Source organism: Tsukamurella pulmonis, from assembly GCF_900103175.1.
Classification (GTDB): Bacteria; Actinomycetota; Actinomycetes; order Mycobacteriales; family Mycobacteriaceae; genus Tsukamurella; species Tsukamurella pulmonis.
Genome location: NZ_FNLF01000002.1, coordinates 275,869 through 300,206 on the forward strand (window position 1 = coordinate 275,869; position 24,338 = coordinate 300,206).

The 24,338-nt window shown below is 66.4% G+C and carries 26 protein-coding genes; 15 read left to right on the top strand and 11 right to left on the bottom strand.

The features are described 5' to 3' along the window. Positions 1-20: 20 nt before the first annotated feature. The 4 genes from BLQ62_RS01645 (at position 21) to BLQ62_RS01660 (ending at position 7,362) form a co-directional block, all read left to right on the top strand. Positions 21-2,129, top strand: coding sequence for a helix-turn-helix domain-containing protein (locus tag BLQ62_RS01645; protein ID WP_068563599.1), 2,109 nt, complete (start codon positions 21-23; stop codon positions 2,127-2,129). Then, on the top strand, positions 2,126-3,229 hold the full coding sequence (locus BLQ62_RS01650; RefSeq protein ID WP_068563584.1) for an AAA family ATPase: 1,104 nt from the start codon (positions 2,126-2,128) through the stop codon (positions 3,227-3,229). The genes BLQ62_RS01645 and BLQ62_RS01650 overlap by 4 nt, the downstream gene beginning before the upstream one ends. Continuing rightward, complete coding sequence (locus BLQ62_RS01655; RefSeq protein WP_082756132.1) at positions 3,226-5,841, top strand: TniQ family protein; 2,616 nt, start codon at positions 3,226-3,228, stop codon at positions 5,839-5,841. Before BLQ62_RS01650 ends, BLQ62_RS01655 begins: the two co-directional genes overlap by 4 nt. A gap of 468 nt (positions 5,842-6,309) precedes the next feature. After that, positions 6,310-7,362 carry a hypothetical protein gene (locus BLQ62_RS01660; protein WP_068563588.1) on the top strand — a complete coding sequence of 351 codons (1,053 nt, stop codon included), beginning with the start codon at positions 6,310-6,312 and terminating at the stop codon, positions 7,360-7,362. On the opposite strand, the gene BLQ62_RS01665 is transcribed toward BLQ62_RS01660, so the two are convergent. The 3 genes from BLQ62_RS01665 to BLQ62_RS01675 all read right to left on the bottom strand — a co-directional run bounded on the left by BLQ62_RS01665 (position 7,337) and on the right by BLQ62_RS01675 (position 8,986). Continuing rightward, entirely contained in the window at positions 7,337-7,960 is a 624-nt protein-coding gene (locus tag BLQ62_RS01665; protein ID WP_068563591.1) for a hypothetical protein, read from the bottom strand. The genes BLQ62_RS01660 and BLQ62_RS01665 overlap by 26 nt on opposite strands. Further along, positions 7,957-8,328: a hypothetical protein gene (locus BLQ62_RS01670; RefSeq protein WP_068526168.1), complete on the bottom strand. Its 372-nt coding sequence runs from the start codon at positions 8,326-8,328 to the stop codon at positions 7,957-7,959. Before BLQ62_RS01670 ends, BLQ62_RS01665 begins: the two co-directional genes overlap by 4 nt. A 304-nt stretch (positions 8,329-8,632) precedes the next feature. Beyond that, complete coding sequence (locus tag BLQ62_RS01675; RefSeq protein ID WP_068526167.1) at positions 8,633-8,986, bottom strand: Rv2640c family ArsR-like transcriptional regulator; 354 nt, start codon at positions 8,984-8,986, stop codon at positions 8,633-8,635. Positions 8,987-9,081: 95 nt separating this feature from the next. Here BLQ62_RS01675 and BLQ62_RS01680 point away from each other — a divergent pair, with 95 nt between their 5' ends. Continuing rightward, the gene (locus tag BLQ62_RS01680) at positions 9,082-9,543 is read left to right on the top strand and encodes an ArsI/CadI family heavy metal resistance metalloenzyme (protein ID WP_068526166.1); all 462 of its coding nucleotides are present in this window, start codon (positions 9,082-9,084) and stop codon (positions 9,541-9,543) included. Positions 9,544-9,711: 168 nt separating this feature from the next. On the opposite strand, the gene BLQ62_RS01685 is transcribed toward BLQ62_RS01680, so the two are convergent. Beyond that, entirely contained in the window at positions 9,712-9,936 is a 225-nt protein-coding gene (locus BLQ62_RS01685; RefSeq protein WP_068563593.1) for a hypothetical protein, read from the bottom strand. 238 nt (positions 9,937-10,174) lie between these two features. On the opposite strand from BLQ62_RS01685, the gene istA reads away from it, so the two are divergent. Beyond that, positions 10,175-11,932, top strand: coding sequence for an IS21 family transposase (istA, locus tag BLQ62_RS01690; protein ID WP_231703188.1), 1,758 nt, complete (start codon positions 10,175-10,177; stop codon positions 11,930-11,932). Next, entirely contained in the window at positions 11,929-12,756 is an 828-nt protein-coding gene (gene istB / locus BLQ62_RS01695) for an IS21-like element helper ATPase IstB (RefSeq protein WP_068526535.1), read from the top strand. Before istA ends, istB begins: the two co-directional genes overlap by 4 nt. Here istB and BLQ62_RS23155 read toward each other — a convergent pair. The 3 genes from BLQ62_RS23155 to merA all read right to left on the bottom strand — a co-directional run bounded on the left by BLQ62_RS23155 (position 12,753) and on the right by merA (position 15,361). Next, on the bottom strand, positions 12,753-13,004 hold the full coding sequence (locus BLQ62_RS23155; protein ID WP_133298647.1) for a hypothetical protein: 252 nt from the start codon (positions 13,002-13,004) through the stop codon (positions 12,753-12,755). The genes istB and BLQ62_RS23155 overlap by 4 nt on opposite strands. A 231-nt stretch (positions 13,005-13,235) precedes the next feature. Then, entirely contained in the window at positions 13,236-13,898 is a 663-nt protein-coding gene (gene merB, locus BLQ62_RS01700; RefSeq protein WP_074850279.1) for an organomercurial lyase MerB, read from the bottom strand. 38 nt (positions 13,899-13,936) lie between these two features. Further along, positions 13,937-15,361: a mercury(II) reductase gene (gene merA, locus BLQ62_RS01705; RefSeq protein WP_068526164.1), complete on the bottom strand. Its 1,425-nt coding sequence runs from the start codon at positions 15,359-15,361 to the stop codon at positions 13,937-13,939. A gap of 65 nt (positions 15,362-15,426) precedes the next feature. Between merA and BLQ62_RS01710 the strand changes: the two genes are divergently transcribed. The 7 genes from BLQ62_RS01710 (at position 15,427) to BLQ62_RS01740 (ending at position 20,558) form a co-directional block, all read left to right on the top strand. After that, positions 15,427-15,816, top strand: coding sequence for a heavy metal-responsive transcriptional regulator (locus tag BLQ62_RS01710; RefSeq protein ID WP_068526163.1), 390 nt, complete (start codon positions 15,427-15,429; stop codon positions 15,814-15,816). Positions 15,817-15,862: 46 nt separating this feature from the next. Further along, the gene (locus BLQ62_RS01715; protein ID WP_068526162.1) at positions 15,863-16,237 is read left to right on the top strand and encodes an ArsR/SmtB family transcription factor; all 375 of its coding nucleotides are present in this window, start codon (positions 15,863-15,865) and stop codon (positions 16,235-16,237) included. Continuing rightward, positions 16,234-17,349, top strand: a complete 1,116-nt coding sequence (gene arsB, locus BLQ62_RS01720) for an ACR3 family arsenite efflux transporter (RefSeq protein ID WP_083350781.1) — start codon at positions 16,234-16,236, stop codon at positions 17,347-17,349. Before BLQ62_RS01715 ends, arsB begins: the two co-directional genes overlap by 4 nt. Then, complete coding sequence (locus BLQ62_RS01725) at positions 17,349-17,798, top strand: arsenate-mycothiol transferase ArsC (protein ID WP_068565110.1); 450 nt, start codon at positions 17,349-17,351, stop codon at positions 17,796-17,798. Before arsB ends, BLQ62_RS01725 begins: the two co-directional genes overlap by 1 nt. Positions 17,799-17,841: 43 nt before the next feature. Then, on the top strand, positions 17,842-18,507 hold the full coding sequence (locus BLQ62_RS01730) for an arsenate reductase/protein-tyrosine-phosphatase family protein (RefSeq protein WP_068565108.1): 666 nt from the start codon (positions 17,842-17,844) through the stop codon (positions 18,505-18,507). Positions 18,508-18,612: 105 nt separating this feature from the next. After that, positions 18,613-20,034 (top strand): FAD-dependent oxidoreductase, encoded by a 1,422-nt coding sequence (locus tag BLQ62_RS01735; protein WP_068526158.1) that lies wholly within the window; start codon positions 18,613-18,615, stop codon positions 20,032-20,034. A gap of 110 nt (positions 20,035-20,144) precedes the next feature. Beyond that, on the top strand, positions 20,145-20,558 hold the full coding sequence (locus BLQ62_RS01740; RefSeq protein ID WP_224644785.1) for a GNAT family N-acetyltransferase: 414 nt from the start codon (positions 20,145-20,147) through the stop codon (positions 20,556-20,558). Between the two features lie 60 nt (positions 20,559-20,618). On the opposite strand, the gene BLQ62_RS01745 is transcribed toward BLQ62_RS01740, so the two are convergent. The 3 genes from BLQ62_RS01745 to BLQ62_RS01755 all read right to left on the bottom strand — a co-directional run bounded on the left by BLQ62_RS01745 (position 20,619) and on the right by BLQ62_RS01755 (position 22,338). Further along, the gene (locus tag BLQ62_RS01745; RefSeq protein ID WP_068565106.1) at positions 20,619-20,972 is read right to left on the bottom strand and encodes a hypothetical protein; all 354 of its coding nucleotides are present in this window, start codon (positions 20,970-20,972) and stop codon (positions 20,619-20,621) included. A 116-nt stretch (positions 20,973-21,088) separates the two neighbouring features. Continuing rightward, positions 21,089-21,961: a hypothetical protein gene (locus BLQ62_RS01750; RefSeq protein WP_139184136.1), complete on the bottom strand. Its 873-nt coding sequence runs from the start codon at positions 21,959-21,961 to the stop codon at positions 21,089-21,091. A 26-nt stretch (positions 21,962-21,987) separates the two neighbouring features. Continuing rightward, positions 21,988-22,338, bottom strand: coding sequence for an ArsR/SmtB family transcription factor (locus BLQ62_RS01755; protein ID WP_068565126.1), 351 nt, complete (start codon positions 22,336-22,338; stop codon positions 21,988-21,990). 47 nt (positions 22,339-22,385) lie between these two features. Here BLQ62_RS01755 and BLQ62_RS01760 point away from each other — a divergent pair, with 47 nt between their 5' ends. Then, positions 22,386-23,783 (top strand): MFS transporter, encoded by a 1,398-nt coding sequence (locus BLQ62_RS01760; protein ID WP_082756367.1) that lies wholly within the window; start codon positions 22,386-22,388, stop codon positions 23,781-23,783. A gap of 165 nt (positions 23,784-23,948) precedes the next feature. On the opposite strand, the gene BLQ62_RS01765 is transcribed toward BLQ62_RS01760, so the two are convergent. Continuing rightward, positions 23,949-24,323: an ArsR/SmtB family transcription factor gene (locus BLQ62_RS01765; RefSeq protein ID WP_068565102.1), complete on the bottom strand. Its 375-nt coding sequence runs from the start codon at positions 24,321-24,323 to the stop codon at positions 23,949-23,951. Positions 24,324-24,338 lie beyond the last annotated feature (15 nt).

Here is a 24,338-nt window from a genome sequence, read left to right on the forward strand (position 1 = left end):
TTGAGGTTGGCGGACGGTACATGTACGACGGCGAGGCGTTCGAGATCGTGGAGCTCGCCACGGCTAAGGGCGTCGTCGATGTGCTGGGGAAAAGCGCTGCAGGGCAGTACATGCGAGTTGGCCTCGCGGAGTTGCTGTCTTCGGTCCGGGGTCGGGTCCTCCCGACCGGCCCTGGCGTTTCGAGCACTGATGCAACCGAGCCTGCAGGCGTCATCTTCGGTGAGTTGTCCGCGGCAGAGCTTCAGAAGGTGACGGAACGCGCGGGGCACGTACGCGAGATTCTTACCGGGTACAGATCTGGCAGCGCGGAGACTGCGAGCAAGGGGGAGCCCAGGCCGGAGTTTTCCGGCGACCGCCCGCTCACTGACCGCTACGCAGCGAAGGCGCGCGAACTGGGCGTCGGCTTGCGATCTGTGGAGCGGTGGGTGTCCAAGTTCCGCACTGAAGGGCCCGCAGGCCTGGTAGACGCGCGACGTACGAGAGAGGCGGAGCCCTTCCCGTCTGTCGATCGGCGGTGGTTAGACACAGCTGTCGAAGTCATGGTTGAGCACGCCACCGAGTCGAAACCTTCCCGCACGATGGTGATGGCACGCGCGGAGGCACGGGTCTTGGCGCGATTCGGAGAAGGGGTCGTCGCCATCCCGTCTCGGACAAATGCTTTCCGCGTTCTCGAGTATCTGGAACAGCGCTATCCCACATTTCGACTGTCTGCCAAGCGAAATCGCGACATCGCTGAGCGGCCAGAAGGCGTGTACGGCAAGCTCCGTCCAACTCGGCCTGGCGAGTACATGCTGATGGACACAACCAGGCTCGATGTCTTCGGGCTTGATCCTCTGACGCTGCGATGGGTGCAGGTCGAACTGACCGTCGCGATGGACTGGTACACCCGCTGCATCACCGGGTTGCGACTGACCCCGGTTTCCACGAAATCGGTTGATGTAGCGACCGTGATGTACGAGGTCTTCAACCCACGTCCGGCCGGCGCGGACTGGCCGGAATACGCGGTGTGGCCAGCTCACGGAGTACCGCGGTCGGTACTTGTGGATGTGACTGCGGAGCGGCCAGCGGATGCGGCCGCTGGACCAGCGATTGTCCCTGAGACGCTGGTGGTGGACCATGGCAAGGTCTACCTCTCGAACCACGTGATGAGCGTGTGCCAGCGCTTCGGGATTTCGGTGCAGCCAGCTCGGCTCCGAACCGGCCGCGACAAAGGGCCAGTTGAGCGGTTCTTTCGTACTATTCGTGAAGATCTCCTCCAGGCCTTGCCGGGGTACAAGGGACCTGATGTCCACGCCCGCGGCGAGGATCCTGAGGGCGGAGCGTTCTTCTACATCGACGAGCTCGACAGCATCATCCGAGAGTGGGTCGCGCAGGTCTACCACCACCGCCAGCATTCGAGCCTGCTCGACCCGCGAGTTCCGGGCTTACGTATGTCGCCCGCCGCGATGTTCGAGCACGGTGTTGCTCGCGCCGGATACATTGAGGCGCCTCGCGATCCGGACCTGGCATTCGAGTTCCTCAAGCCGGTATGGCGGAAAATTCTTCACTACGGCGTCGAGATCGGCGGCCGCCGCTACAACGGAGACGGGCTCAACGGCTACCGCAACCTCGCGAGCCGGTTCACAGGTGAGGCCAAGGGACGATGGCCGATCCACTGCGATCCCGATGACATCACCAAGGTGTACTTCCGGCGCCCAGATGACCGGACCTGGCACACATTGGTGTGGGAGCACGCACCGTCGATCGCTATGCCGTTCAGCGAGGATGCACTGCTGTACGCCAGGAAGCTAGCGGCATCGAAGTACCGATTTCCCAACGACCGCCTCGCGGTAGCTGACCTGTTGGAGCGGTGGAACATCGGCTTGGGCTCGACCCGAGTGGAGCGTCGTATTGCATTGAGAATGTCACGCGAGGGCGAACTGTCGCAGCGAGCGCAGGGCGAAGCGCGTGTGGATCGACTGCCGTCGGTCGCCCGCGTGCTCGCGTCCGACCAGGACGAATCTGATGTGCCAGTGGATGACACCGCGATTGATCGCGATCTCGACTACGCCGGCGAGGAAGGTGACGACGATCGTTTCGACCAGGAAGACATCGATGACTTCTACTCTGATGCGCTGGAGGACGTATGACCGGAACCGCCGCGACGCTCGACAATCTGACCCTCGCGCGAAAGGAGGGGTGGCAGAAGTTCGTCAACACCCCCGCTCGCGTCCCACCGGAGGCGTTCAACCGCGAGGAACTCGACGCCCTGACCGACAAGGAGCGCACCGACTACGACCGTGAGCGCCGCGAGTGGCACGCGAACCTGGGGCCGCTCAAGACTCGGCAGTTGGTCGATGTGCACGAAAATCTGTGGGATGTAGTTGATTCCAATGCCCAGGACGGGGACAAACCGAAAGGCGCGGTCGCGATTGACGCGGTCCCGGGGCTCGGAAAGACCACCGCAGTGTTGAGCTTCGCTCGCGCGTTCCACCGCCGTGAAGTGGCCGAGAACGGCACCATGACCGAGGAAGGTCATGAACGGTGGCCGGTGTGCCGAGTGGGACTGACCGGAAACACTGGACTGCGCGAGTTCAACCGGGCGATGCTCGCGTTCTATGCCCACCCAGGCGGCCGCCGCGGCAACGCCGCCGATTTCGCCCACCGTGCCCTGGACTGTGTGCTGGCGTGTGAGACGAAGATCCTCATCGTCGACGATCTGCACTTCCTGCGGTTGCAATCCACCTCCGGCGTCGAGGTCAGCAACCACTTCAAGTACATCGCCAACGAGTTTCCGCTGACGGTGATCTTCGCTGGCGTCGGTCTGGAGGCGCGGGGACTGTTCTCCGAGGGCAGTAGTGACCGAGACGCTCTTCTCGCGCAGACCGGGCGGCGTACAACGCGGCTGACAATGGATCCTTTCGGTGTCACCAATGATGCTGGGCGGCGAGCATGGCGTCAGACGCTCAAGGCGATCGAGCAGCGGGTGGTTCTGGCCGAAAAGTATCCGGGCATGATCGCCGACGATCTCTCTGACTACCTCTATGCCCGGTGTACCGGCCAGATCGGCTCACTGATGACCCTGATCAACCGGGGATGTCAGCGCGCGGTCCGGACTGGGTATGAGCGCCTCGACGAGGAACTGCTCGATCGGGTCAAGATCGACGAGGCATCTGAGAAGGCCCGCGAAGAACTGCGCCAGGCATTCGACAACGGCTGCCTGAGAACTCGCATCGGCAGGGCCGGATGACAGTGCCGCGTTCGCTTCCCCTCAGGGTGGCCCCGGTGCCAGGCGAAGCGATCGATTCCTGGCTCGAAGCGATCGCCTTCCGCGCCGACTCAGCGTGGGGAGACCTCCTCGAAGCAGTCGACCTACCTGCGCCTGCAGGTCTTGGGTACCCGCCCTGGACCATCGCACTCAGCGAGGCCGAAGCAGACAACCTGCGTGCCGCCACGGGCACCGACGCCGAACTTTCGATGATGACCCTCACCCGGTTCGACGGGACCGCGGTGCGCATCGACTCGGAGTCGCGGAAATTGCGCCGCGAAGTGGCATGGACCCGCCGCACCGGATCCCGCTTCTGCCCGCACTGCCTCCGAAGCAACGGCGGCCGATGGAAGCTCGAATGGCGACTCGGCTGGACGTTCGCCTGCACCGAGCATCGTTGCTTGCTGTCCGACGAATGCCCTCGCTGCCATAGAATCCCACGCCGTCGCCCGCTCCCCGGCCACTGCACCCCGATCCCCGGCCGATGCGCATCGCCGGCGCAGGAAGGAGGCATTGGACGGGAGGCCCGACGGTGCGGCGCCGATCTCATGGCTGCCAAGGTCGTCGACCTTCCCGATGCGCACCCCGCTCTTCGGGCACAGGCCCTCATCGATCGAATCATCGACGACAGAGTCGTGCGGTTCGGGGTCTACGCGCGCTTTCCACAGCCCGCGCCTTCTGTGCTCGCCGACATTCGCGCCATCGGCGGCCGAGTACTGTCCTACGCCACTGACGAAGAGCTCTTAGCGCGAGTGGGACCCGAACTGGCGGCTGAGTACCGGGCAGTCGATGAGCAAAGTGGTGCGCGATCCGGACAAGTCCGACAGAGCCGCACGAAGCCGGCTCTCGAAGCTCCAGCCAGAGCCGTCACCGCTGCGATCGGCGTCAGTGCCGCGATCGACGTTCTGCAATGCTCGGACATCGCCGCCGCAGCTGAGCACCTGCGATGGTTAGTAACCTCGGCACGGGAGACGGGCCTCAGTGTTCAACCGACGAACATCGGCTGGGGGACGCGGATCTCACCAATCTTGACCAGTGTCCAGCTCGCCGCGCTATCACCGACGCTCGACCCGTCCGACCAACTTCGCTACCGCACTCACTCCGAGCTTCCCACGTTGGTGACCAGTGGGCGCGCAGAGCTTCTAGCCCGTCACACTCCGACTCAATTTTGGGCCGGAATCAGTTTGCCCTTCACGGTCCCGGCGGCCAGGCGCACAATGATGCGCCTGGCATTGTCTGCGGCCGTACAGTTGGTGGGTACTCGGTTGAATCTGACAGCCGCTGGGCAGCAGGTCGGAGGTAACCTGGCTGGCCACGCCCTATCGCGATTCCTGCAGATTTTGGAGTCCGATCAGCACTGGAGCGATGTGTGCGCAGGACTGACACGCGTTGCCGATTACGTTGTTGAGCATGGCGTACCGATCGACTACCAGCGCCGCCGGGCACTCGATTGCACCGGCTTGCTTACGGACGATGAGTGGAGGCAGATCTGCCACCGCACTGGAACGCCATCACCGGGCGGCTCCGCCCGGGCGGCTGTTGCGCGGGCACTTCTTCGCGAGGAACTCACAGGCGTCCCCACGGTTGACGGGTCCGCAGACCTGCTCGCTAAGGTCGCCGCGTTTCCGCGCCAGCTCACACCCGACCTTCGGGACGAGCTGATCAACCACGCACGGGTGTTCTTGGACGCCGCGGGGATCGATGAGGAACCAGTTGTCTGGGAGCCGCCAATTGAGCTCCTCGCTGGCCTCGACCTCCCAGGCCCGCGACCAGGACTGATCGACCGTGATCGCCTCCGAAAGCTTATCCGAGAACGCGACCTTCCCATCGGCGCCGCCGCCCGCGACCTCGGCACCACTGGCGAGGCAGTTCGCCTCGACCTGCTCGTCAACCCCCTCCCAGTCGATACCGGCCGCCAGCCGTACGTCAGCGCTCGAACACAGCTGCCCCCGGCAACTCTGACCCAGCTCTACCATCACGAGCGCCTCACCCTGCGGCAGATTGCAAACCGAATTGGAGTCAGTCGTCAGGTGATCCGCCGACTTCTCACCGAATACGAGATCCCCACCATTCCGGCAACCGAACGCGCGACGATCATCGTCGACCGTGACTGGCTCTATCAGCAATATGTCACCAACAGGCGGACCCTCCCTGACCTAGCCCGAGAACTGGGTATGAGCACGGCGAACCTGGCTCGGTGGGCGAACAGACACGAGATTCCGATGAGACCCCGCGGCGGACCCAGTCACACCGCGGCCCTCGACGCCGCGGCCGCCGCGAAAACGGTACCGCCGATCTTGCGCACTGCTGTTGCGGCCCAGGGCGGGCGCGACCGACTGGAACGAGCGAAAGCAGCATCGCGATTCCCCACGCTGACCGAAGCTGCGCACGCGTTAGGAACCAGCCAGGCAACCCTCACGAACCAGTTTCTCCGGCTCGAACGCGAGACCGGCGGAGCTCTGTTCGACCGTGCCGAGCGCAATCGCCCAATGACCCTGACCGCGCACGGACGGAGGGTGATCGCCGCCATTCGAAAGCTGGACGGAACGGCTAGCGAGTCTCCCGGTGGGCAAAGCGGTGCACCAAATTCCTGAACCTGGCCTCTCAGGTGGCGAAGGCGGGGTTCGGAATGCCCTAGCCTCCACGCATGTCCTCGCGTCGGTAGGGCCAGGAGCGACGAAGCGCGATTCACGTCCCGGAACCTGTCGTGGTGAGGCTCTAGAATGGATACAGCCGGAGCCCGGCTCGTTTGCCGACGAACCGGGCTCTGCTGAACAACTGAATCACCGCTCCGAGGGTTCGTGCCCTCAATACCGTGACCGTTGCGAATGTCTTTGGATGACGCCTCCGATGGTAGACGGTGTGCGCGGGTTCGCCAAACACCGGAACGGTCGGTGTGGGCGAGCGATGCGGACCTCGGCGTGGTGGCTCATCCACAACGCCTTGAGGAGGCACCGTTGACCAACGACAGTCGCGACTTTGATCGCACTACCGATTCCACCAGCACTACTAGGGCTGGTGGGGCCCGGCCCATTCAGGTCGGACAGCACCGGCTCGAGGGCATGCCGACGGACCTGTTCGTTCAGGTCCCGACGACCTTGATCGACCCGACCCGCGCTCTGATCGCGTCGGAAGGTGTCGGCGCGGTCTACACCGTGCCGTGGCAGTCCCGGAACCACCGCACCGCGGTGGCGAGCACCGCGGCGGATCAGACCCGCAAGAAGTGCCCCGACGCAGCCCTGCTGCTCGACGCGAACCTCTACAGCGGCCGGCAGCGGAAGATGGCGACGGCGGAGCCGACCCGCGACTGGATCACCGTGCAACGTAGCGCGGGCCTGACGTGGGCATTGACCGATTCCGGCTATGTGGCCAAGGGCGACACCGCCGGGCTGCGGACCACCTTGAAGACGGCGGCCCGCTTCGGTGGACAGGTGATCGCGGCGCTGCCGATCGCGAGCTGGTGGCTCTCGCACGCCGCCGATTCGCTCCGGTCTGAGATCAACGCGCACGGCATCCCCGTGGCGTTGATGGTCGAGGACACCGACGACCCGTTCGACCGGACGAACGTCGTGACCGGGCTGGTGCACGTCCTCACGGCAGATGTCCCGGTGCTGCTACTGCGCAGTGACACGGCGGGATTGGGGGCGCTGGCGTACGGCGCCGCGGGCGCGGCGCTGGGTTCGTCGACGACGTACCGGCACATCTACCCCGACATCGGCGGGGGCGGCAGCAGCGGGTCGGTGTCGTTCATCCTCCCGGAGCTGCTGGCGTACACGTCGCTGACCGCGTTCGAGCGGCACTACCTCAAGGACGAGTCCCACGCCGCGTGGTGCTGCGACTGCGCACTCTGCGGTGGGCGGGACCTGACCTGGATCCGCACCGCCGACATCCCGAAGGCAGCAGCGTTCTCCCATTCGGTCTCCGCGGTCGCGATGCTCGGTCGCGGATTGGCCACCGCTATCGCCGCGCACAACGGCCCGCAGGCGTGGACGGCGATGTGCGAGGCCGCCCACGAGAGCAACATCGAGATCGAGCAGCTCACCGGCGGGGACTGGAAACGTAAACGAGCCCTGTCCGCGTGGATCGGCGCTACGCCGGAGCCGGCTGCGGCGTGATCGACACCCCTGTCGCGAGGGCGTGAGCGAAGAGCCGCTCCTTCCAGTACCGCACCGCGACGATCCGCGGCGGATCGGCGACCTTCGATCCCCGCACCAGCAGTTCCTCGCCGGCGTGAGAGGTATGCACGACACTCACGTCGGCGAGGTCCGCCGCCGTCAAGCTCAGCGCCGTGGGGCGCCGCTCGGTCAGCACCACGGTTTCCCCGAACCCGCGAAGTTCGCTGGCGACGTACAGGGCCCTCTTCCACTGCCCGGTGGCGACGAACCCGACGATGCTCAACGGTGCCGCTGGCGGCGCGCCAGCGCCTTCCGCCGGGCACATCTCCCACAGCTCGAGGACCTGCGCGTCGAGCATCGGTCCCGCCCCGGCCGACATCCGTTCGGCGATGCTCGGCGACCATCGGACCACCGGATACCCGCGAAGCCCCGACAGTTCGGTCCGTGGCAACACCGACACTGAGCGATCGAGGACGAGCTCCGCAGCTGCGACCACGGCCGGGTCGACCAGATCCGCCGGCGCGACGGCAGGGACGTCGAACAGGGGGAGCTGACCCGCCTCTGCGTGGATTGACCGGGTACGTCGCCGCGCCGTCACTGGTCTTCCTCTCCCACGGGCGCGGGCTCCGGCGCGATGACCCGCGACGCGGCGAACAGATGAATGCGGTCCTCCAGGGCCAGGAACGCCACGACGCTCCCAATGTCCAGACCGACCGAGTCGAGGACCGCCGCCGGCAGCGCGATCTGTCGCGACGTCCGCAGCCGCCGCGGACGATCCGGGTTACCTCGTACGGACGGCTTCGTCCCGCGCGGGCCGCGAGTGGGAATGATCTCGACGATCCTCTGGTCGGCGACGACACCGATCCGGACCCACGAAGGCTGCCGCACTCCGGACGCCTTCGCCACCTTCGCTGGGATGGTGATCCGGCGGAAGCTGTCGATCGTCCGGGGACCCGTGGGAAGCATACTGCTGATTTTAGCAGTCAAGGACCGAACAGTCACTGGTACTGCGGATTACAGCGCATGTTCCTCGTGCCGACCGCTGTCCCGCTAAGGCACGGAAGCGCCGTCGTCGAGGGCTTCGAGGACGGCGCGGAGGAACTCAGCCGCAGTGAGGGGGATGCCGCGTTCGCGGAGCTGTTGCTCTAGCTGCTGCTCGATGTGGTCCACGCGTGTCGATCCTGCCGCAGGCGATCGTGCTGGTGCTGTGCCGGGGAGCCTCGCGACGGTGTCGTGCAGCCACTACCTGCGCGCGAGAGGCGCGTTCGCGCTAGCAGCACGTGGCCAGGACGGCCCGGAGCGCTTCAAGGGAGTCAGGTTCGGCCCGGTAGAAGACGTTGATCCCGCGCCGCTCGGAGCTGACGAGGCCGGCCTTCTTGAGCTGGCTCAGGTGGTGACTGACGGTCGCCGACGACAGGCCCACCGTGTCGGCGAGGTCGCCGGTGCTGATTTCGCCTGGACGTGCGGCCATGAGGATCGAGATCAGCTGGATCCGGGCCGGGTCGGCGAGGGCCTTGAGGCGCAGGGCGAGCTCGAGTGCCGCGGCCTCGTCCATCACGCCGGCGGCCAGCGGAGCACAGCAGATCGGGGCGCTGATGTCGACGACGGGGAGCGTCTTGGGCATACGCTTCAATCTACCTACTCGTTGACATATGTCAAAGCGTGGTCTAGAACTGAACGAGCAACAGTTAGATGTATGTCGAAGCCTCGGAGGTTCTCATGTCCCGCGTCCAGCTCGCCCTCAATGTCGATGACCTCGATCAGTCGATCGCGTTCTACACCAAGCTGTTCGGCACGGGCCCGGCGAAGGTCAAGCCCGGTTACGCCAACTTCGCCGTCGCCGACCCGGCGCTCAAGCTGGTCCTGCTGGAGAACCCCGGCCAGGGCGGCAGCATCAACCATCTCGGCGTCGAGGTGGACTCCAGCGACAAGGTGCACGCTGAGATCGCCCGCCTCACCGAGGAGCAGCTGTTCACCGAGGAGGAGATCGGCGCCACCTGTTGCTTCGCCACCCAGGACAAGGTCTGGGTCACCGCCCCCGACGCCGAGCGTTGGGAGGTCTACACCGTCCTCGCTGACGCCGAGACCTTCGACGGCGGACACACTCCGGCGACGACAGCCGAGGACTCCGAAGCGACGCCGGCCGCGTGCTGCACCCCTGCGGCGGCGAACTGCTGCTAGTCCGCCCTCGATCGATGGCCGTCACCGCTTCGGGTGGCGGCCATCGACGCGGTTACCAGAGAGCGCTGGCGCGAAACGCAGTAGCGGGCCGCACTGCGCTGTACCGGCTGGTTCTCGCGGTCGGCGTCCCCCTGGGCGGAGGCTGCGCTGGAGGAGAGGCATCTGCGGTTAGGCGCAGTCGCGTGGGTGGAATCCCTCGATGCGGTCGATCGGGGTAAAGACAGGGCAACCGACTTGGTCGTTTCGGTTGAGGATCACGTTCGATGCCGCCATCACTTCGCAGGCTGCGAGCCCGCGGCTAGCGGCGAGCAGCATGGAAAGCCCGTAGAACGTTGCTGCCGCCGGCGGGGTGAGCGCGAAGAACGCGAAGAAGACCAGCGTGTTAGTGGCCATGGCCCACGCGCCTGTGACCCGCAGTGGTGCCGAATCACGACCCCGAAGTACAACCGCGAGGGTGATCGCGGCAGGGACCAGTGCGACCGTGGCTATGACAGCTTGAAGAGGCCCCGGCTCGACGGCTAGACCTGGCCCCGTTTGCGACTCGCCGGTGGTGTTGCGACGGTTTGATCTGGCCCCACCTGATGGTTGCTCGTGAACATCGTTTCCGAGCCGAAGCAGGTGGTGGCCAATGATGGGATCGAAGGTGGAGCTGTTCGCGCAGATCCGGCGGGACGCCCGGGTCGAGGGCATGAGTATCCGGGCGTTGGCTCGCAAGCATGGCGTGCACCGGAGGACGGTGCGGCAGGCGTTGTCATCGGCGGAGCCGCCGCCGCGGAAGACGCCGGAGCGGTCGTCGCCGCGGTTGGACCGGTTCAAGGCGGCGATTGATGAGATGTTGCGGTCGGATCTGGATGCTCCGCGTAAGCAGCGGCACACCGCGACGCGGATCCGGGAACGCCTGGCGATCGAGCACGATGCGGTCGAGTTGTCGTATTCGACGGTGCGGGACTACGTGCGGGTCCGGCGGGCGCAGATCGAGGTGGAGGCCGGCCGCCGGACGGAGGTGTTCATCGCCCAGGACCACGCCCCGGGCGCGGAGGCGGAGGTCGACTTCGGCGAGGTCTGGGTGATCCTGGGCGGGGTGAAGACCAAGTGCCACATGTTCGTCTACCGGCTCTCGCACTCGGGCAAGGCCATTCACCGGGTCTATCCGACCGGCGGGCAGGAAGCGTTCCTCGAAGGGCACGTCGAGGCGTTCCGCGAGCTCGGCGGGGTCCCGACCCGGCATATCCGCTACGACAATCTCACCTCGGCGGTGGTCGCGGTCCTGCAGGGCGGAGACCGGCGGCGACAGGAGAACCCGCGGTGGACGTTGTTTCACTCGCACTACGGATTCGATCCGTTCTACTGCCAGCCCGGCATCGCCGGGGCGCACGAGAAGGGCGGCGTTGAAGGCGAGGTCGGATGGTTCCGCCGCAACCGGCTGACCCCAATGCCGCAGGTCGAGTCCCTCGATGAGCTCAACGAGCAGATCAAAGCCTGGGAGGACCGCGACGAGGGCCGCCGGATCGACGGACGACTGCGCACCATCGGCCAGGACTACGAGCACGACCGAGCAGCGCTCGCGCCGCTGCCGGTGGAGGATTTCGACCCGGGCCTGATCCTCACACCACGGGTCGATCGGTCGGCGATGATCACCGTTCGGATGGTGAAGTATTCGGTGCCGGCGCACCTGATCGGCCGCCGAGTCCGCGTCTCACTACAAGCCTCCCAGCTGCTGGTCTACGACGGCCGGACCCTGGTCGCGCGGCATCCACGGGTCGCCGGCCGCGGCACCGCGAAGATCGACCTCGACCACTACCTCGAGGTGCTCAAGTTCAAACCCGGTGCCCTGCCGGGATCAACGGCGTTGGCGCAGGCCCGCGCTGCCGGGGTGTTCACCGCCAGCCATGATGCGTTCTGGGCCGCCGCCCGACGAGTCAACGGCGACACCGACGGCACCAGCGAGCTGATCGACGTCCTGCTGCTGCACCGCAGCCTGCCCGCCGCGGCGGTGATCGCCGGCATCGATGCTGCATTGCGGGTCGGGGCGGTGAGCGCCGAGGTCGTCGCCGTTGAGGCTCGCCGCGCCGAAGCCCGCCTGCTCGCGCACGCCTCGGTCGCTGCCGACCAGACAGGTGGGGCCAACGCTGGCCGTCATCTCGATCGCCATGCCGAACGACGCGAGCAACGAGTTGTCAGCCTCACCCAACGACGGCTCGCAGACCCCGCGGCGGTGATCGCCGGCCTGCCACCCGACCGGCGACCGCTGCCCAGCGTTACGGCCTACGACCGCCTGCTCCCGCAGCACCGGCGACGCACTGCCTCCGACGCGCTACCTGCGTCGCTGGACCCACCACCGATTGAGTCGCTGGACCCACCACCGATTGAAAGGCCCACCCGGCTATGACCGCAACCGCCAATAAGAACCAGACGAATGCGCTGGCCCCGTCGTTGCGCCGCCGGGGCGGCCTCACCGAAGAAGCCGCCCTCGCCGCCGTTGACCAGGCCTGCCGGCGCCTACGCCTGCCGACAGTGCGGTCGATGATCGACCAGCACCTCACCGCCGCCGCCAAGCAGCAATTGTCCTACCAGGGGTTCCTCGCCGAACTCCTGCTCGCCGAAGTCGACGACCGGGACCGCCGCTCCACTGTTCGCCGCGTCAAAGCCGCGGGGTTCCCGCGGGAGAAGTGGCTGGCGGACTTCGACTTCGACGCCAACCCCGACATCGAACCCGCCACCATCCACCAGCTCGCCACCGGCGACTGGATCCGCCACGGACTGCCGCTCTGCCTCATCGGCGACTCCGGAACCGGCAAATCCCATCTGCTGATCGGATTGGGAACCGCTGCCGCCGAGCAAGGCTTTAGAGTCCGCTACACCCTCGCCACCAAACTAGTGAACGAGCTGGTCGAGGCCGCTGACGAGAAGCAGCTCGCGAAGACCATCAACCGCTACGGCCGCGTTGACCTGCTCATCATCGACGAGCTCGGCTACATGGAACTCGATCGCCGCGGCGCCGAACTGCTCTTCCAAGTCCTCACCGAACGCGAAGAGAAGAACAGCGTCGCGATCGCTTCCAACCAGTCCTTCTCCGGCTGGACAGACACCTTCACCGACCCACGACTCTGCGCCGCGATCGTCGACCGGCTCACCTACCGCGGCACCATCATCGAAACCGGCACTCACAGCTACCGCCTGGCTCACACCGAAGCAGCAGCTACCGCGGGCTAAGCGCGGCGTTCGTCCTTGACTACCGACAGATGCCGGCGCAAGGCCCGGTTCTGGTGAGTGACATAAACCACGGTCCACCGGGTCGTCAGGTTCGGCAGTGGCTCCCCGTCTTTAATCTTCACCCGGACCGATACCTGATCACCGAGCTGATCATCACGCGCGATCACGAACTCGGCATACGCACGCACCGACTCGCGATCCCAACCAGTCGGCGCAACCACACTGCGCACCCGCGGCCGCCCATCCACACCCCGGACTCTAGCGGCTCAGGGCCCCACTCAGGTGGGGCCGAATGAAACCGCCCTACCGGGGCCAGATCAACTTGACATAGCCAGCGACCGCGATGATGAGGTCGATTGTGGAAGGTCCGATGATGATCCCGGCTCCCACGAAAGCGGCACCGATCACTGTCCGGGCGGCGGTGCCCCATCGGCCGATCTCTCTTGTCCTGCGTGCGAGGGGCGATTTCACTGTGTTGGTCATTGGGCGGTTCCTTCGTGCTGATCCGGCGAGCAGCATCCGGCCTGTCGGGCTGTGTCCGGGCTGATGAGCGCTTGTTCAGCGAGAGCTTTCCCGAGGGCGTGCGCGTGGGTGATGTCGAGGAGTTGGTTGCCGGGATTTTCGCGCGTCCACGTTTGGGCATCGTGTGGGGAGGCGAAGAAGTGCACTTGGTTGCAGAACGACGTTCGAAGCGAGCTGAGGTCATCGGGGTCGACGAGCGATAGCACTGCGGTGTCGGGTTCGATGCTGGTCACGGTGTCTGCCGTGACAGAGATTCTGATCGTTTGACCGCTCGCGGGTGAGGTCGACTCGATGGTGGCTGACTGGTTTAGGAGTGTGGGGAAGATCAGGGTGTCGAGTGCGCACCACGTGAACAGTTCGTGACCTGCGACGGTGAACCGATGCGGGGTCGGACGGAGGGTCAGTCCTTGCCCGACTATTTGGTCGCGATCGTCGTATTCGGTGTCGGAAACGGATTGGAGTCGTTCCCGTACATCGGGTTCCGACAGTCCGGCCGCAGCTGCTAAGTCCTCTACGCTGACGGGGTTTCCCTTGGAGAGGAGCCTGAGTAGGGGAACCAGGACTGCCGGATCGAGGCCGGACCCCTCGGGGGTGATGAGTCGATCGAGTGGATTGGTCATTGTCTGGGACTTCGCTTGCGGATCGGTGGAATCAGGAATTAGGAAGCGCAGCAGGAGAGCTGGGCGATGTCGGTGCTGAAGGATTGTGCGGCGATTTTGATGCCCTCGGCCATGGTCAGGTAGGGCGCCCATGTCCGGGCGACCTGCTCGACGGTCATCCTTGCTTCGAGGATGTAGACCCCAGCGGCGGCGATCTCGCCGGCACTATTCGCGACCGCCGAAATTCCGAGGACTCGATGACTATCGGAGTCTGCGATGAGCTTGATGAAGCCTCGGGTATCTCGGTCAACTTGGGCCCGGGGTACGTGAGTGAGCGGAAGAAGCGAGCTCGTGTACCGGATTCCGCTTGCGAGGGCCTGCGTCTCGGTCATACCGACGCTCCCGATTGCCGGACTGGTGAACATCACGCGCGGCAGGTGCGTGTAGTCCAACGACCGCGGGGTCTGTCCGAACATGTTGTCGGCGACCGTTGTGCCTTGCGCGGCTGCGACATAGACGAACTCGGGATGGCCGGTCACATCGCCCGCTGCCCACACACGCGGGTTTGATGTTCTGAGCTGATTCGACACGAGGATCGCGCCGCTGGTGCTCGTGTCGACTCCAACCGTCTCCAGATTCAAACCTCTAGTATTCGGGGTTCTGCCCGTCGCGACGAGCAGCTTCGCCGCACGGAAGTCGCCTTGTCCACCAGGGCTGGAGGCGGTCACGACGACCTCACCCGCCTCGGTGTCGACCGAGGTCGCGGTCGCGAGCTGCACTACCTCGATGTGCTCGTCAGCGAGCGCTTCCAGGAGAGCATCTGCGACGTCAGCATCTTCGGCCGAAGCGATCCTGGACCGCACCAAAACGGTTACCTTCGCCCCCAGTCGCGCGAAGAGTTGCGCCTGCTCGAGCGCGATGAACCCGCCGCCGATCACTAGGAGTGATTCCGGGACTGCGGTCAACTCCATCGCGGTCGTCGACGTCAGGTAGTCGACCAGATTGAGTCCGGGAATCGACGGAATCGACGGTTGGGCCCCTGTTGCCACCAAGTACCGTCGAGCAATTATCGTCTCGGTAGTCCCATCGGGAGCTGTGACCACCAGCGATGGCGCTGCCCGCGTTCCCGCGAACGCGGCCGCACCCTGGACGCGGCGCCAGCCGTACGAGTCCGCAACGGCAACGTACTTCTCTGACCGCATCGACTCTGCCAAGCGCCGTGTCCCCGCCGCCAGGGCGGCCATATCTACCGGCACGGCGGTCGCACCGACCCCCGGGAACCGGCCAGCATCAGAGACCGTGTGCTGTGCCTGCGCCGCGGCGATCAACGCCTTCGACGGCACGCAACCGGTATTCACACAGGTGCCGCCGAAAGTGCCTCGCTCGATCATCACCACGGACTTGCCCATGGCTGTTGCGCGGATCGCCGCCGCCATCGCTGCAGCACCCGAACCAACGATCGCAAGATCAAACTCTTCACTCATGTCACCATCATCAACCCTCCAGTACCCTTGAAGGTCAAGCCCAGAATCCGGACAGGGAGGACCCGATGCGGATCGGAGAACTCGCCCGCAAATCTGGCGCCACGCCATCGACGCTGCGGTACTACGAGGAAGCGGGGCTCCTCCCTGAACCGGGACGTACCGCCGGTGGATACCGCAACTACACCCCCGACGCCATCGGCATCGTGCAATTCATCAAGAGGGGGCAGGCGGCGGCACTCACTCTCGCGCAAGTCAAAAGAATCATCGACATACGCGGCACCGGCCAAGCCCCATGTGATCACGTACGCGACCAGCTAGACAGGTCGATCCACCACCTCGATCAACAGATCGCGGAACTGATCGCACTGCGCGACAACATCACCCACCTACGCCAAGCTGCCGAACACACCGATCCGAAGTCGTGCGCTAGCGAAGATATCTGTCGCTACCTATAACCCAGACACGCTTGTGTCCAACATCGATATCTGTCAATATTGATGTGTGTCGAATTCGATTCCGTTGACCGATGTGACCGTGCGGTGCTCGCCGCTGGTCCGTGAGCCTCTGTCGGAGGGGCAGTCCGTCGACCTCGCGGCGGTGTTCAAGGCCCTGGCCGACCCGGTCCGGCTGCGCCTGTTCAGCCTGATCGCCAGCCACGAGGGAGGCGAGGCTTGCGTGTGTGACATCTCGCCGGCGGTGGACGTCTCGCAACCGACGATCTCGCACCACCTCAAGGTCCTCAAGACCGCAGGCCTGCTCGAGTCCGAGCGCCGCGCCTCGTGGGTGTACTACCGCGTCATCCCCGAAGTCCTGTCCTCGCTCGCCGGGATCCTGCAGTCCGGTGACCCCGCCATCTCGTTGGAGGTTCTTTCGTGACCAGCCCCGCCCCGACGACTGAGCATCAGCCGGTCGTCGGCAAGCTCTCCACCCTCGACCGGTTCCTGCCGGTGTGGATCGGTGTCGCCATGGTCGCCGGCCTGCTGCTCGGCCGGATGATCCCCGGGCTGAACACCGCGCTGGAGAAGATCCAGGTCGACGGTGTCTCGCTGCCGATCGCGCTCGGGCTGTTGATCATGATGTACCCGGTGCTGGCGAAGGTCCGCTACGACCGCCTCGACACCGTCACCGGCGACCGCAAACTCCTCCTCGGCTCGCTGCTGCTGAACTGGGTCCTCGGCCCGGCGCTGATGTTCGCCCTCGCCTGGATCTTCCTGCCCGACTTGCCCGAGTATCGGACGGGTCTGATCATCGTCGGCCTGGCCCGGTGCATCGCGATGGTGATCATCTGGAACGACCTGGCCTGCGGCGACCGCGAGGCGGCGGCCGTGCTGGTGGCGCTGAACTCGGTGTTCCAGGTGATCATGTTCGCCGTCCTCGGCTGGTTCTATCTCTCGATCCTGCCCGGCTGGCTCGGTCTGGAGCAGACCACGATCAGCACCTCACCGTGGCAGATCGCCAAATCGGTGCTGATCTTCCTCGGCATTCCGCTGCTCGCCGGCTACCTCTCGCGCCGGATCGGCGAGAAGACCAAGGGCCGCGACTGGTACGAAGCGAAGTTCCTCCCGAAGATCGGGCCGTGGGCCCTGTACGGGCTGCTGTTCACCATCGTCATCCTCTTCGCGCTCCAGGGTGAGCAGATCACCTCCCGCCCGTGGGACGTCGCCCGGATCGCGGTGCCGCTGCTGGTGTACTTCGCGATCATGTGGGGCGGCGGCTACCTGCTCGGCGCCGTCATGGGCCTGGGCTACGAGCGCACCACCACGCTCGCGTTCACCGCCGCCGGCAACAACTTCGAGCTCGCCATCGCCGTCGCGATCGCAACCTACGGCGCCACCTCCGGCCAGGCCCTCGCCGGCGTCGTCGGACCGCTCATTGAGGTGCCGGTCCTCGTCGGCCTCGTCTACGTCTCACTCGCCCTGCGCAAGCGATTCCCCCTCACCCCGTCCTCCGCTGCGACCGCAGCTGATTCGTCCAGGAGTATGAACTGATGCCCGACAACCAGACCAAGCCTGATACCGAGACCGAATCGGGCACGCCGAGTGTTCTGTTCGTGTGCGTGAAGAACGGCGGCAAGTCGCAGATGGCCGCCGGTCTGATGCGTAAGACCGCCGGCGACGCGGTCGCCGTGTACTCGGCCGGCACCAAGCCCGGGTCCGTGGTCAACGGCCTGTCCGCCGAGTCGCTGGCTGAGGTCGGTGTCGACATCACCGGTGAGACCCCGAAACCGATCGACCCGGCGCTGCTCGCCCGGGTGGACCTGGTGGTCACTCTCGGCCGGGAAGCCGTCGTCGACACCCCGGACGGTGTCGCGTTGGTCAACTGGGATACCGACGAGCCGTCGGAGCGGGGCATCGACGGGATCGAGCGGATGCGCCTCGTGCGCGACGACATCGCCGCCCGCGTCACCGCGCTGGCAGCCGAACTCACCACCCGGTAGCGACCGAGCAGGCCGGGAAGCCCGAGAAGCGGGAGAAAGTCGGATGAACGCCAACGCCACGACCGAGTCGGCCGGAACACCGGAACTGCTGATGCCCCAGGCCCTGCTGGCGCGGACCGCGGAGCGGCTCGCCGCCCAGTACCGCGGGATCGTCTCCGAGCAGACCGTCGAACGGGTCGTCTTCGAGTCCTACACCGCGCTGCGGCGCACCGCCCGCATCCACACTCACCTGGTGACTCTCGCCGGCCGGTTCGCCGCCGAGCGTCTCGCCGCCCTGGCGCAGTCGACCGGTGCGAGCACCAAGACCGTGCCCGAGGTGCTGTTCATCTGCGTCCACAACGCGGGCCGCTCGCAGATGGCCGCCGCGCTCCTGACACACCACGCGGCCGGCGCGGTACACGTGCGCTCCGCCGGCTCGCTGCCCGCCGCGGTGATCAACCCGATCGTCGAGCAGGCCATGACCGAGGTCGGGCTCGACCTGGCCGCCGAGTTCCCCAAGCCGCTCACCGACGACGTGGTCGCCGCCGCGGACGTGGTGATCTCCATGGGCTGCGGCGACGCCTGCCCGGTCTACCCGGGCAAGCGGTACCTGGACTGGCAGGTCGCCGACCCCGACAACCACCCCATCGAGACCGTCCGCCTGATCCGCGACGACCTCGACCGCCGCGTCAAAACCCTCCTCGCCGAGCTCCATCCCGCCACCACCTGACCCACCCCCTTGGATCGACCTGCTCGACGGCCCGCTCACCGCCGTCAGCGCCGCTGTGCCTGCTCACACCTCATTTGCCTGTCCTTGGAAGGGAACCGACACCCCATGTCTGCACGCAAGATCATCGCCATCGGCGGATCGGACGCCGGGATCTCCGCCGCCCTGCGGGCCCGCGAACTCGACCCCACCAGCGAGGTCACCGTGGTCGTCGCCGACGCCTACCCGAACTTCTCCATCTGCGGCATCCCGTACTACGTCTCCGGCGAGGTCACCCACTGGAGCAACCTCGCCCACCGCACCGCCGCCGACCTCGCCGCCACCGGCATGACCGTGCACACCGACACCAGAGCTACCGCGATCGATCCGGCCGGACACCGCCTGACCGTCACCGGCCCGGACGGCGCCGCCCGGGACCTCGACTACGACGTCCTCGTCATCGGCACCGGCGCTGTGTCCGTGCGGCCGCCGATCACCGGCCTCGACCACCTCGGCCCCGCTGACGGCGTGCACCTGCTGCACTCGATGGGCGACACCTTCGCCGTGATGAACACCCTCACCACGAAGGACCCGAAGACCGCGATCATCATCGGCGCCGGCTACATCGGCCTGGAAATGGCCGAAGGTCTCACTGCCCGCGGCATCACCGTCACCCAGATCGAAGCCCTCCCTGAGGTGCTCCCCACTGTCGAACCCGAACTCGGCGCCCTCGTCCACGATGAACTGGTCCGCAACCGGGTCGACGTCCGCACCCACACCCTGGTCACCGCGGTCGACCGCACCGACACCGGCGCCCTGACCGTCACCACCAGCAGTGACGGCCAGAGCGATCACCTCACCGCCGATCTCGTGCTCGTCGTCGTGGGCGTGCGCCCCGACACCGACCTCGCTGCCGCAGCGGGCGCGCAGCTCGGCATCAAGAACACGATCGCCGTCGACGAGCAGATGCGCACCAATCTGTCCGACGTCTTCGCCGCCGGCGACGCCGTGCACACCCACCACCGCCAGCTCGGCATCACCTGGCTCCCGCTCGGCACCACCGCGCACAAGCAGGGCCGCGTCGCCGGCGAGAACGCCCTCGGCGGCACCGCCCGCTACACCGGCTCCCTCGGCACCCAGGTCGTGAAGATCTTCGACCTCGTCGCCGCCCGCACCGGCCTCAAAGAGACCGAAGCCCTTGCCGCCGACCGCGGCTGGGTGCCGGTGTCGACGACCTCCACACCGGACGATCACAAGGCCTACTACCCGGGTGCCACCCCCATCAGCATCCGGATCACCGGCGACCAGAACACCGGCGCACTACTCGGTGCCCAGCTCATCGGGCACCGCACGGCCGAGATCTCCAAGCGCGTCGACACCTACGCCACCGCCCTGCACCACGGCATGAGCGTCGACGCCCTCTCCGAGCTCGACCTGTCCTACACCCCGCCCCTCGGGTCCCCGTGGGACGCCGTGCAGGTCGCCGCCCAGAACTGGGTCCGCGAGCACCAGCTGCACCATCAGCGCAGCGTCCTTAGCCTGAACAGGTGACCACCAGCCCCCACGACTCAACCGGGTCCGCCGCACGAGCGGCGGACCCGGCGATCGTTGCGATGCGGCCCGAGCATGGGCCACAGGTCCTCGCGATTTACCAAGCCGGCATGGACACCGGCAACGCCACCTTCGAAACCGCCGCACCCGGCTGGACGGACTTCGACCAACGACACCTACCTGAGCACCGCGTCGTCGCCCTCGCCCCAGGTGGGCAGGTCGCCGGGTGGGTTGCAGCGGCGCCCGTCTCGGGGCGCTGCGTCTACGCCGGCGTCATCGAGCACAGCGTCTACGTCGACTCCGGCCACGCCGGGCAGGGCATCGGAGCCGCGCTGTTGCAGGCCCTCATCCAGTCCGCCGACGCTGCCGGGGTGTGGACCATCCAGACCGGAATCTTCCCCGAGAACCACGCCAGCCTGGCGCTGCACCGGGGCGCCGGGTTCCGCACCGTCGGCACCCGCGAACGCATCGGCCAACGCGACGGCCGTTGGCGGGACGTGGTTCGCATCGAACGCCGACGCTGACTACCGCCGACCTGGACTTACCCGGCGTCCCCGACTTCGGAACCGTCGCCCGGTTTCGTTCTACGTCCCCTCTGGGGCGCGGGTGATCGACACGATCACCGACGAGCGGCGGAACTGCTCGGTGTCGAAGGGACTCGCGGGATCGTCGAACCAGACCAGCGACTGATCACCGACACGCGGCCAGCGGGTCACCCTCGTGATCCGGTGCGCGATGCCGTCGTAGTCGAACGCCCCCGAGGGGCTGGCGGGGCCGGGACGGCGCGTGTAGGTCAACGTGTCCAGATCCCATACGTGCGTAGATCCCTGGGATGCCACCACCCACCGGCCGCGCATACCGTCCGCGAGCTCAACCACCGTCTCCGACGGTGGATCGTTGGCGTCCTGCGGTTGCTGGACATTCGGCTCGTTAGCCATGGGAACTCCTCGTCTCGTCGTAGGGCTCGCTGCCCCGAACGCTAGGTGGTGTTCATTTAGGCCGCTACCGGGTGAGCAGTCTTCGGACCTGGTTTCGCGGTGCCGCCACCAGTGACTTACCCGGCGGGTTCGAGGACGCGGGGATGGATCAGTTCGATCCGTGGGACGTGGATTTCGACGCCGCCGAGGACCCGGACCCGGGGCCACTCGCCGTCGACCATCGTCAGGCCTGCCTGGGCGGGGGTGAGGCCGTCCTCGGTGGGGATCAGGCACGCCTCACCGGGTCCGGCCTTGCACCCGGGGCAACCGGTCTTGACCTCAATGATGATTCGCGACCTTTCGAGCTCGAGCTTCTCCTCGTCGGTGGCGTGACGCCAGCAGCCGAAGCCTTCTTGGTGGCCGACCCCGGCCTGGTACAGCGGCCGCATCTGACACGGTTTCCCGTTCGTCTTCGGCCGTAGGCACTTCTGCTTGAGGCTGCGGTCGAGGTCGTCCTTCTTCGCCTTGATCCGCTCGGCGTTGAGAGCCATCTGCGTCAGGTAGTCGGCTGTGTTGTCGCCGGCCGCCTCGTACAGGGCGAACACCTGCCGCGGGGACTGGGGGCCTGTCCAGCGCCGGCTGTCCGCCCCGTACACGGCGACCGGCAGCTTGCGTGCGACGATGCCGATCGCGACCTCGATGTAGCGAGCCAGATCGGTGTGCATGTTGCCCACCCGCTCTGGATAGATCGCGATGCCGTACTCGGTCTCGATCCGTGCGGCCTCGCGGTTGAAGCCGTTGACGGCGATCTCTACCTGCCGCAATGCCGTCATCAGCGGTGTGTGATCCAGCGGTGCAGGCTCGGGCTTGTGGCGCGGGGTGCGGTTGCGATCTGATCTTCGTGACATTGGTACTAGCGTGCCAGTAACAGCATCGGAGGTTGTGCGGTGGTGCCGGATCGTGACTCGAAGTGGGTGTGCGAACCGCGCGCGCGAATACCATTCGGCCACTACCTGATCCAAACTGTGAAGTTCAGTCAGTCGTGCTCGGGGAGGTCGTGGAGCTGGTGCTCGGCGGCGTTGAGCGCCTCGATGAGCAGGCGCCGCACGTGTCCGCCGCGAACTCGGTACAGCAGCCGGCGCCCGTCGCGCCGATGTGCGACCAGGCCGGCGAGCTGCAGCTTCGCCAAGTGCTGGGAGACTGCAGGTCTGGCCTGACCGACCTGCTCGGTCAGGGCGGTGACGTCCAGCTCTCCAGCGGCACTGAGCGCCCACAGGATCTTCATCCGGGCGGGCACGGACAGCATCTTCAGCGCAAGGGCTGCGGCGTCGATCTGCTCGTCGGGGGGTGTCCGGTCAATCTCCGATGTGACATCATGTGCGTACACAAGCACATGATATCTGATCGGTACCGCCCACCTCGGAGGTAGAACCCATGTCGCAGCAGCGCGCGCCACGACCTGGTCTTGGACCAACGCCGTCGCCGGGTTCGTCGGCGCGGTCGCTGTACGGGAACCGTGACTACCGGCACTTGTTCACTGCGCAGGTGGTGGCCCTGTTCGGGACGGGGATGACGACCGTCGCTCTCGGCCTGCTCGCCTACGACCTGGCGGGGCCGCGGGCCGCCGCCGTGCTCGGGACCGCGTTGACGATCAAGATGCTCGCCTACGTGCTGATCGCGCCACTGGCGACGGCGTATGTGGATCGGATGCCACGGCGGCTGCTGTTGGTGAGTCTGGATCTGATCCGGGCGTCGGTGGTGCTGGCGTTGCCGTGGGTTGATCAGGTGTGTCAGATCTACGTGCTGATCGCGGTGCTGCAGTCGGCCTCGGCGGCGTTCACCCCCACCTTTCAGGCCGTGATTCCCGACATCGTCGCCAATGACGCGCAGTACACGCTGGCGCTGTCCGCCTCGCAGCTGGCATCGACGATGGAGTCTCTCCTGAGTCCGATTCTCGCGGCGGTGGCGCTCGTGGTGATGAGCTTCCATTGGCTGTTCGGGTTCACCGTCGTCGGGCTCGTCCTCTCGGCGGTGCTGGTGGTCTCGACGTCGATCCCGGATGCGGTGAGCAGTGCCCGGGGTGGGGTGTTCGACCGCACTTTCGCGGGGGCGTGGATCTTTGCGGCGACCCCACGGTTGCGTGGGGTCTTGGGTTTGGATCTGGCGGTCGCGGGCGCCGGGGCGATCGTGATGGTCAGCACCGTGAACCTGGTGCGGGACAGGCTTGGTGGTTCGCAGGTGGGGGTGGCGTGGCTGCTCGCAGCGTCGGGGATCGGGACCATGGTCGTGGCGCTGGTGCTGCCGCGGCTGCTCGATCGGGTGCCGGAGCGTCCGGTCATGTTCACCGGTGGCGGTGTGCTGGTCGTTGCCGCCGCGGCGGCAACAGCGATGGTGCTGGTGCCTGGTGCGCTGCTGTGGCCGGCGGCGGTGGTGGTGTGGTCGGCGATTGGGGTCGGGATGGGCCTGGTCCTCACGCCGGTCGGGCAGGTACTGCGCCGCTCGTCGGTGCCCGCTGACCGGGCAGCGGTCTTCGCTGCGCAGTTCTCGCTCTCGCACCTGTGCTGGCTGATCACCTACCCGATCGCCGGATGGCTAGGCTCCACCGCCGGTTTCGGCTCAGCGTTCGCGGTCCTCGCCGGACTATCCGTAGTCGGACTGCTGGTCGCCGCGCGGGCATGGCCGCGACGCGACCCCGCCGAGCTCGAGCACCAGCACCTCGCTTCGGCGACCGCTTCAGAGCATCTCGTCGACGCCGTCGCCATGGGCGACGGCCTTTACCGGCACCGGCACCCGTTCGTGATCGACACCGAGCACGTCCGCTGGCCCGTCTGACGGGGACGCGAACGGACGAGCGGCTGCCGCCGGATACGAGCCCGGCAGTTGGCGATAGGGAGCCGCGGCGAAGGGTAAGGACGCTGCGTACCTCGAGGACCACTGTGTTTGAGACGGCAAGCCAGCCCCATCGAGCGGCTCAGTTTGCGACAGACCTCCCGGCGGCTAGGTGGTAGCGGCGGCGGTCGCCGGCCGATCGGCCAGGCCCATCCGGAGGTGCTCGCTGTGGTAGACCGCCTCGTCGAGGAGTTGAGCGACGTGGCTGTCGTAGAGGCTGTAGACGATGCTGCGGCCCTCCCGCACACCGGTTACCAGCCCGAGATTGCGGAGCAGCCGCAGCTGGTGCGATACCGCCGACTGCTCCATCGCCACGGCGGCCGCGAGATCACCGACCGCCATCGCCTGCCCCCGCAACTGCGAGAGAATCCGCAGGCGGCTGGGCGTGGCGAGCGCCTGCAGCGTCGTCGCGACCCGTTCGGCGGTCGCGGCATCGAGCGGACCCGGCACTGCGGCGGCTTCGTCGCCGATCCCATGTCCCATGACGGGATCATACCC

What these genes read in the sequence shown, in the direction of transcription:
- BLQ62_RS01645 (WP_068563599.1), top strand. Translation starts at nt 21, where the DNA reads ATGTACGACGGCGAGGCGTTCGAGATCGTGGAGCTCGCCACGGCTAAG.
- BLQ62_RS01650 (WP_068563584.1), top strand. Translation starts at nt 2,126, where the DNA reads ATGACCGGAACCGCCGCGACGCTCGACAATCTGACCCTCGCGCGAAAG.
- BLQ62_RS01655 (WP_082756132.1), top strand. Translation starts at nt 3,226, where the DNA reads ATGACAGTGCCGCGTTCGCTTCCCCTCAGGGTGGCCCCGGTGCCAGGC.
- BLQ62_RS01660 (WP_068563588.1), top strand. Translation starts at nt 6,310, where the DNA reads ATGCCGACGGACCTGTTCGTTCAGGTCCCGACGACCTTGATCGACCCG.
- BLQ62_RS01670 (WP_068526168.1), bottom strand. Translation starts at nt 8,328, where the DNA reads ATGCTTCCCACGGGTCCCCGGACGATCGACAGCTTCCGCCGGATCACC.
- BLQ62_RS01675 (WP_068526167.1), bottom strand. Translation starts at nt 8,986, where the DNA reads ATGCCCAAGACGCTCCCCGTCGTCGACATCAGCGCCCCGATCTGCTGT.
- BLQ62_RS01680 (WP_068526166.1), top strand. Translation starts at nt 9,082, where the DNA reads ATGTCCCGCGTCCAGCTCGCCCTCAATGTCGATGACCTCGATCAGTCG.
- BLQ62_RS01685 (WP_068563593.1), bottom strand. Translation starts at nt 9,936, where the DNA reads ATGGCCACTAACACGCTGGTCTTCTTCGCGTTCTTCGCGCTCACCCCG.
- istA (WP_231703188.1), top strand. Translation starts at nt 10,175, where the DNA reads ATGGGATCGAAGGTGGAGCTGTTCGCGCAGATCCGGCGGGACGCCCGG.
- istB (WP_068526535.1), top strand. Translation starts at nt 11,929, where the DNA reads ATGACCGCAACCGCCAATAAGAACCAGACGAATGCGCTGGCCCCGTCG.
- merB (WP_074850279.1), bottom strand. Translation starts at nt 13,898, where the DNA reads ATGACCAATCCACTCGATCGACTCATCACCCCCGAGGGGTCCGGCCTC.
- merA (WP_068526164.1), bottom strand. Translation starts at nt 15,361, where the DNA reads ATGAGTGAAGAGTTTGATCTTGCGATCGTTGGTTCGGGTGCTGCAGCG.
- BLQ62_RS01710 (WP_068526163.1), top strand. Translation starts at nt 15,427, where the DNA reads ATGCGGATCGGAGAACTCGCCCGCAAATCTGGCGCCACGCCATCGACG.
- BLQ62_RS01725 (WP_068565110.1), top strand. Translation starts at nt 17,349, where the DNA reads ATGCCCGACAACCAGACCAAGCCTGATACCGAGACCGAATCGGGCACG.
- BLQ62_RS01730 (WP_068565108.1), top strand. Translation starts at nt 17,842, where the DNA reads ATGAACGCCAACGCCACGACCGAGTCGGCCGGAACACCGGAACTGCTG.
- BLQ62_RS01735 (WP_068526158.1), top strand. Translation starts at nt 18,613, where the DNA reads ATGTCTGCACGCAAGATCATCGCCATCGGCGGATCGGACGCCGGGATC.
- BLQ62_RS01740 (WP_224644785.1), top strand. Translation starts at nt 20,145, where the DNA reads ATGGACACCGGCAACGCCACCTTCGAAACCGCCGCACCCGGCTGGACG.
- BLQ62_RS01745 (WP_068565106.1), bottom strand. Translation starts at nt 20,972, where the DNA reads ATGGCTAACGAGCCGAATGTCCAGCAACCGCAGGACGCCAACGATCCA.
- BLQ62_RS01760 (WP_082756367.1), top strand. Translation starts at nt 22,386, where the DNA reads ATGTCGCAGCAGCGCGCGCCACGACCTGGTCTTGGACCAACGCCGTCG.
- BLQ62_RS01765 (WP_068565102.1), bottom strand. Translation starts at nt 24,323, where the DNA reads ATGGGACATGGGATCGGCGACGAAGCCGCCGCAGTGCCGGGTCCGCTC.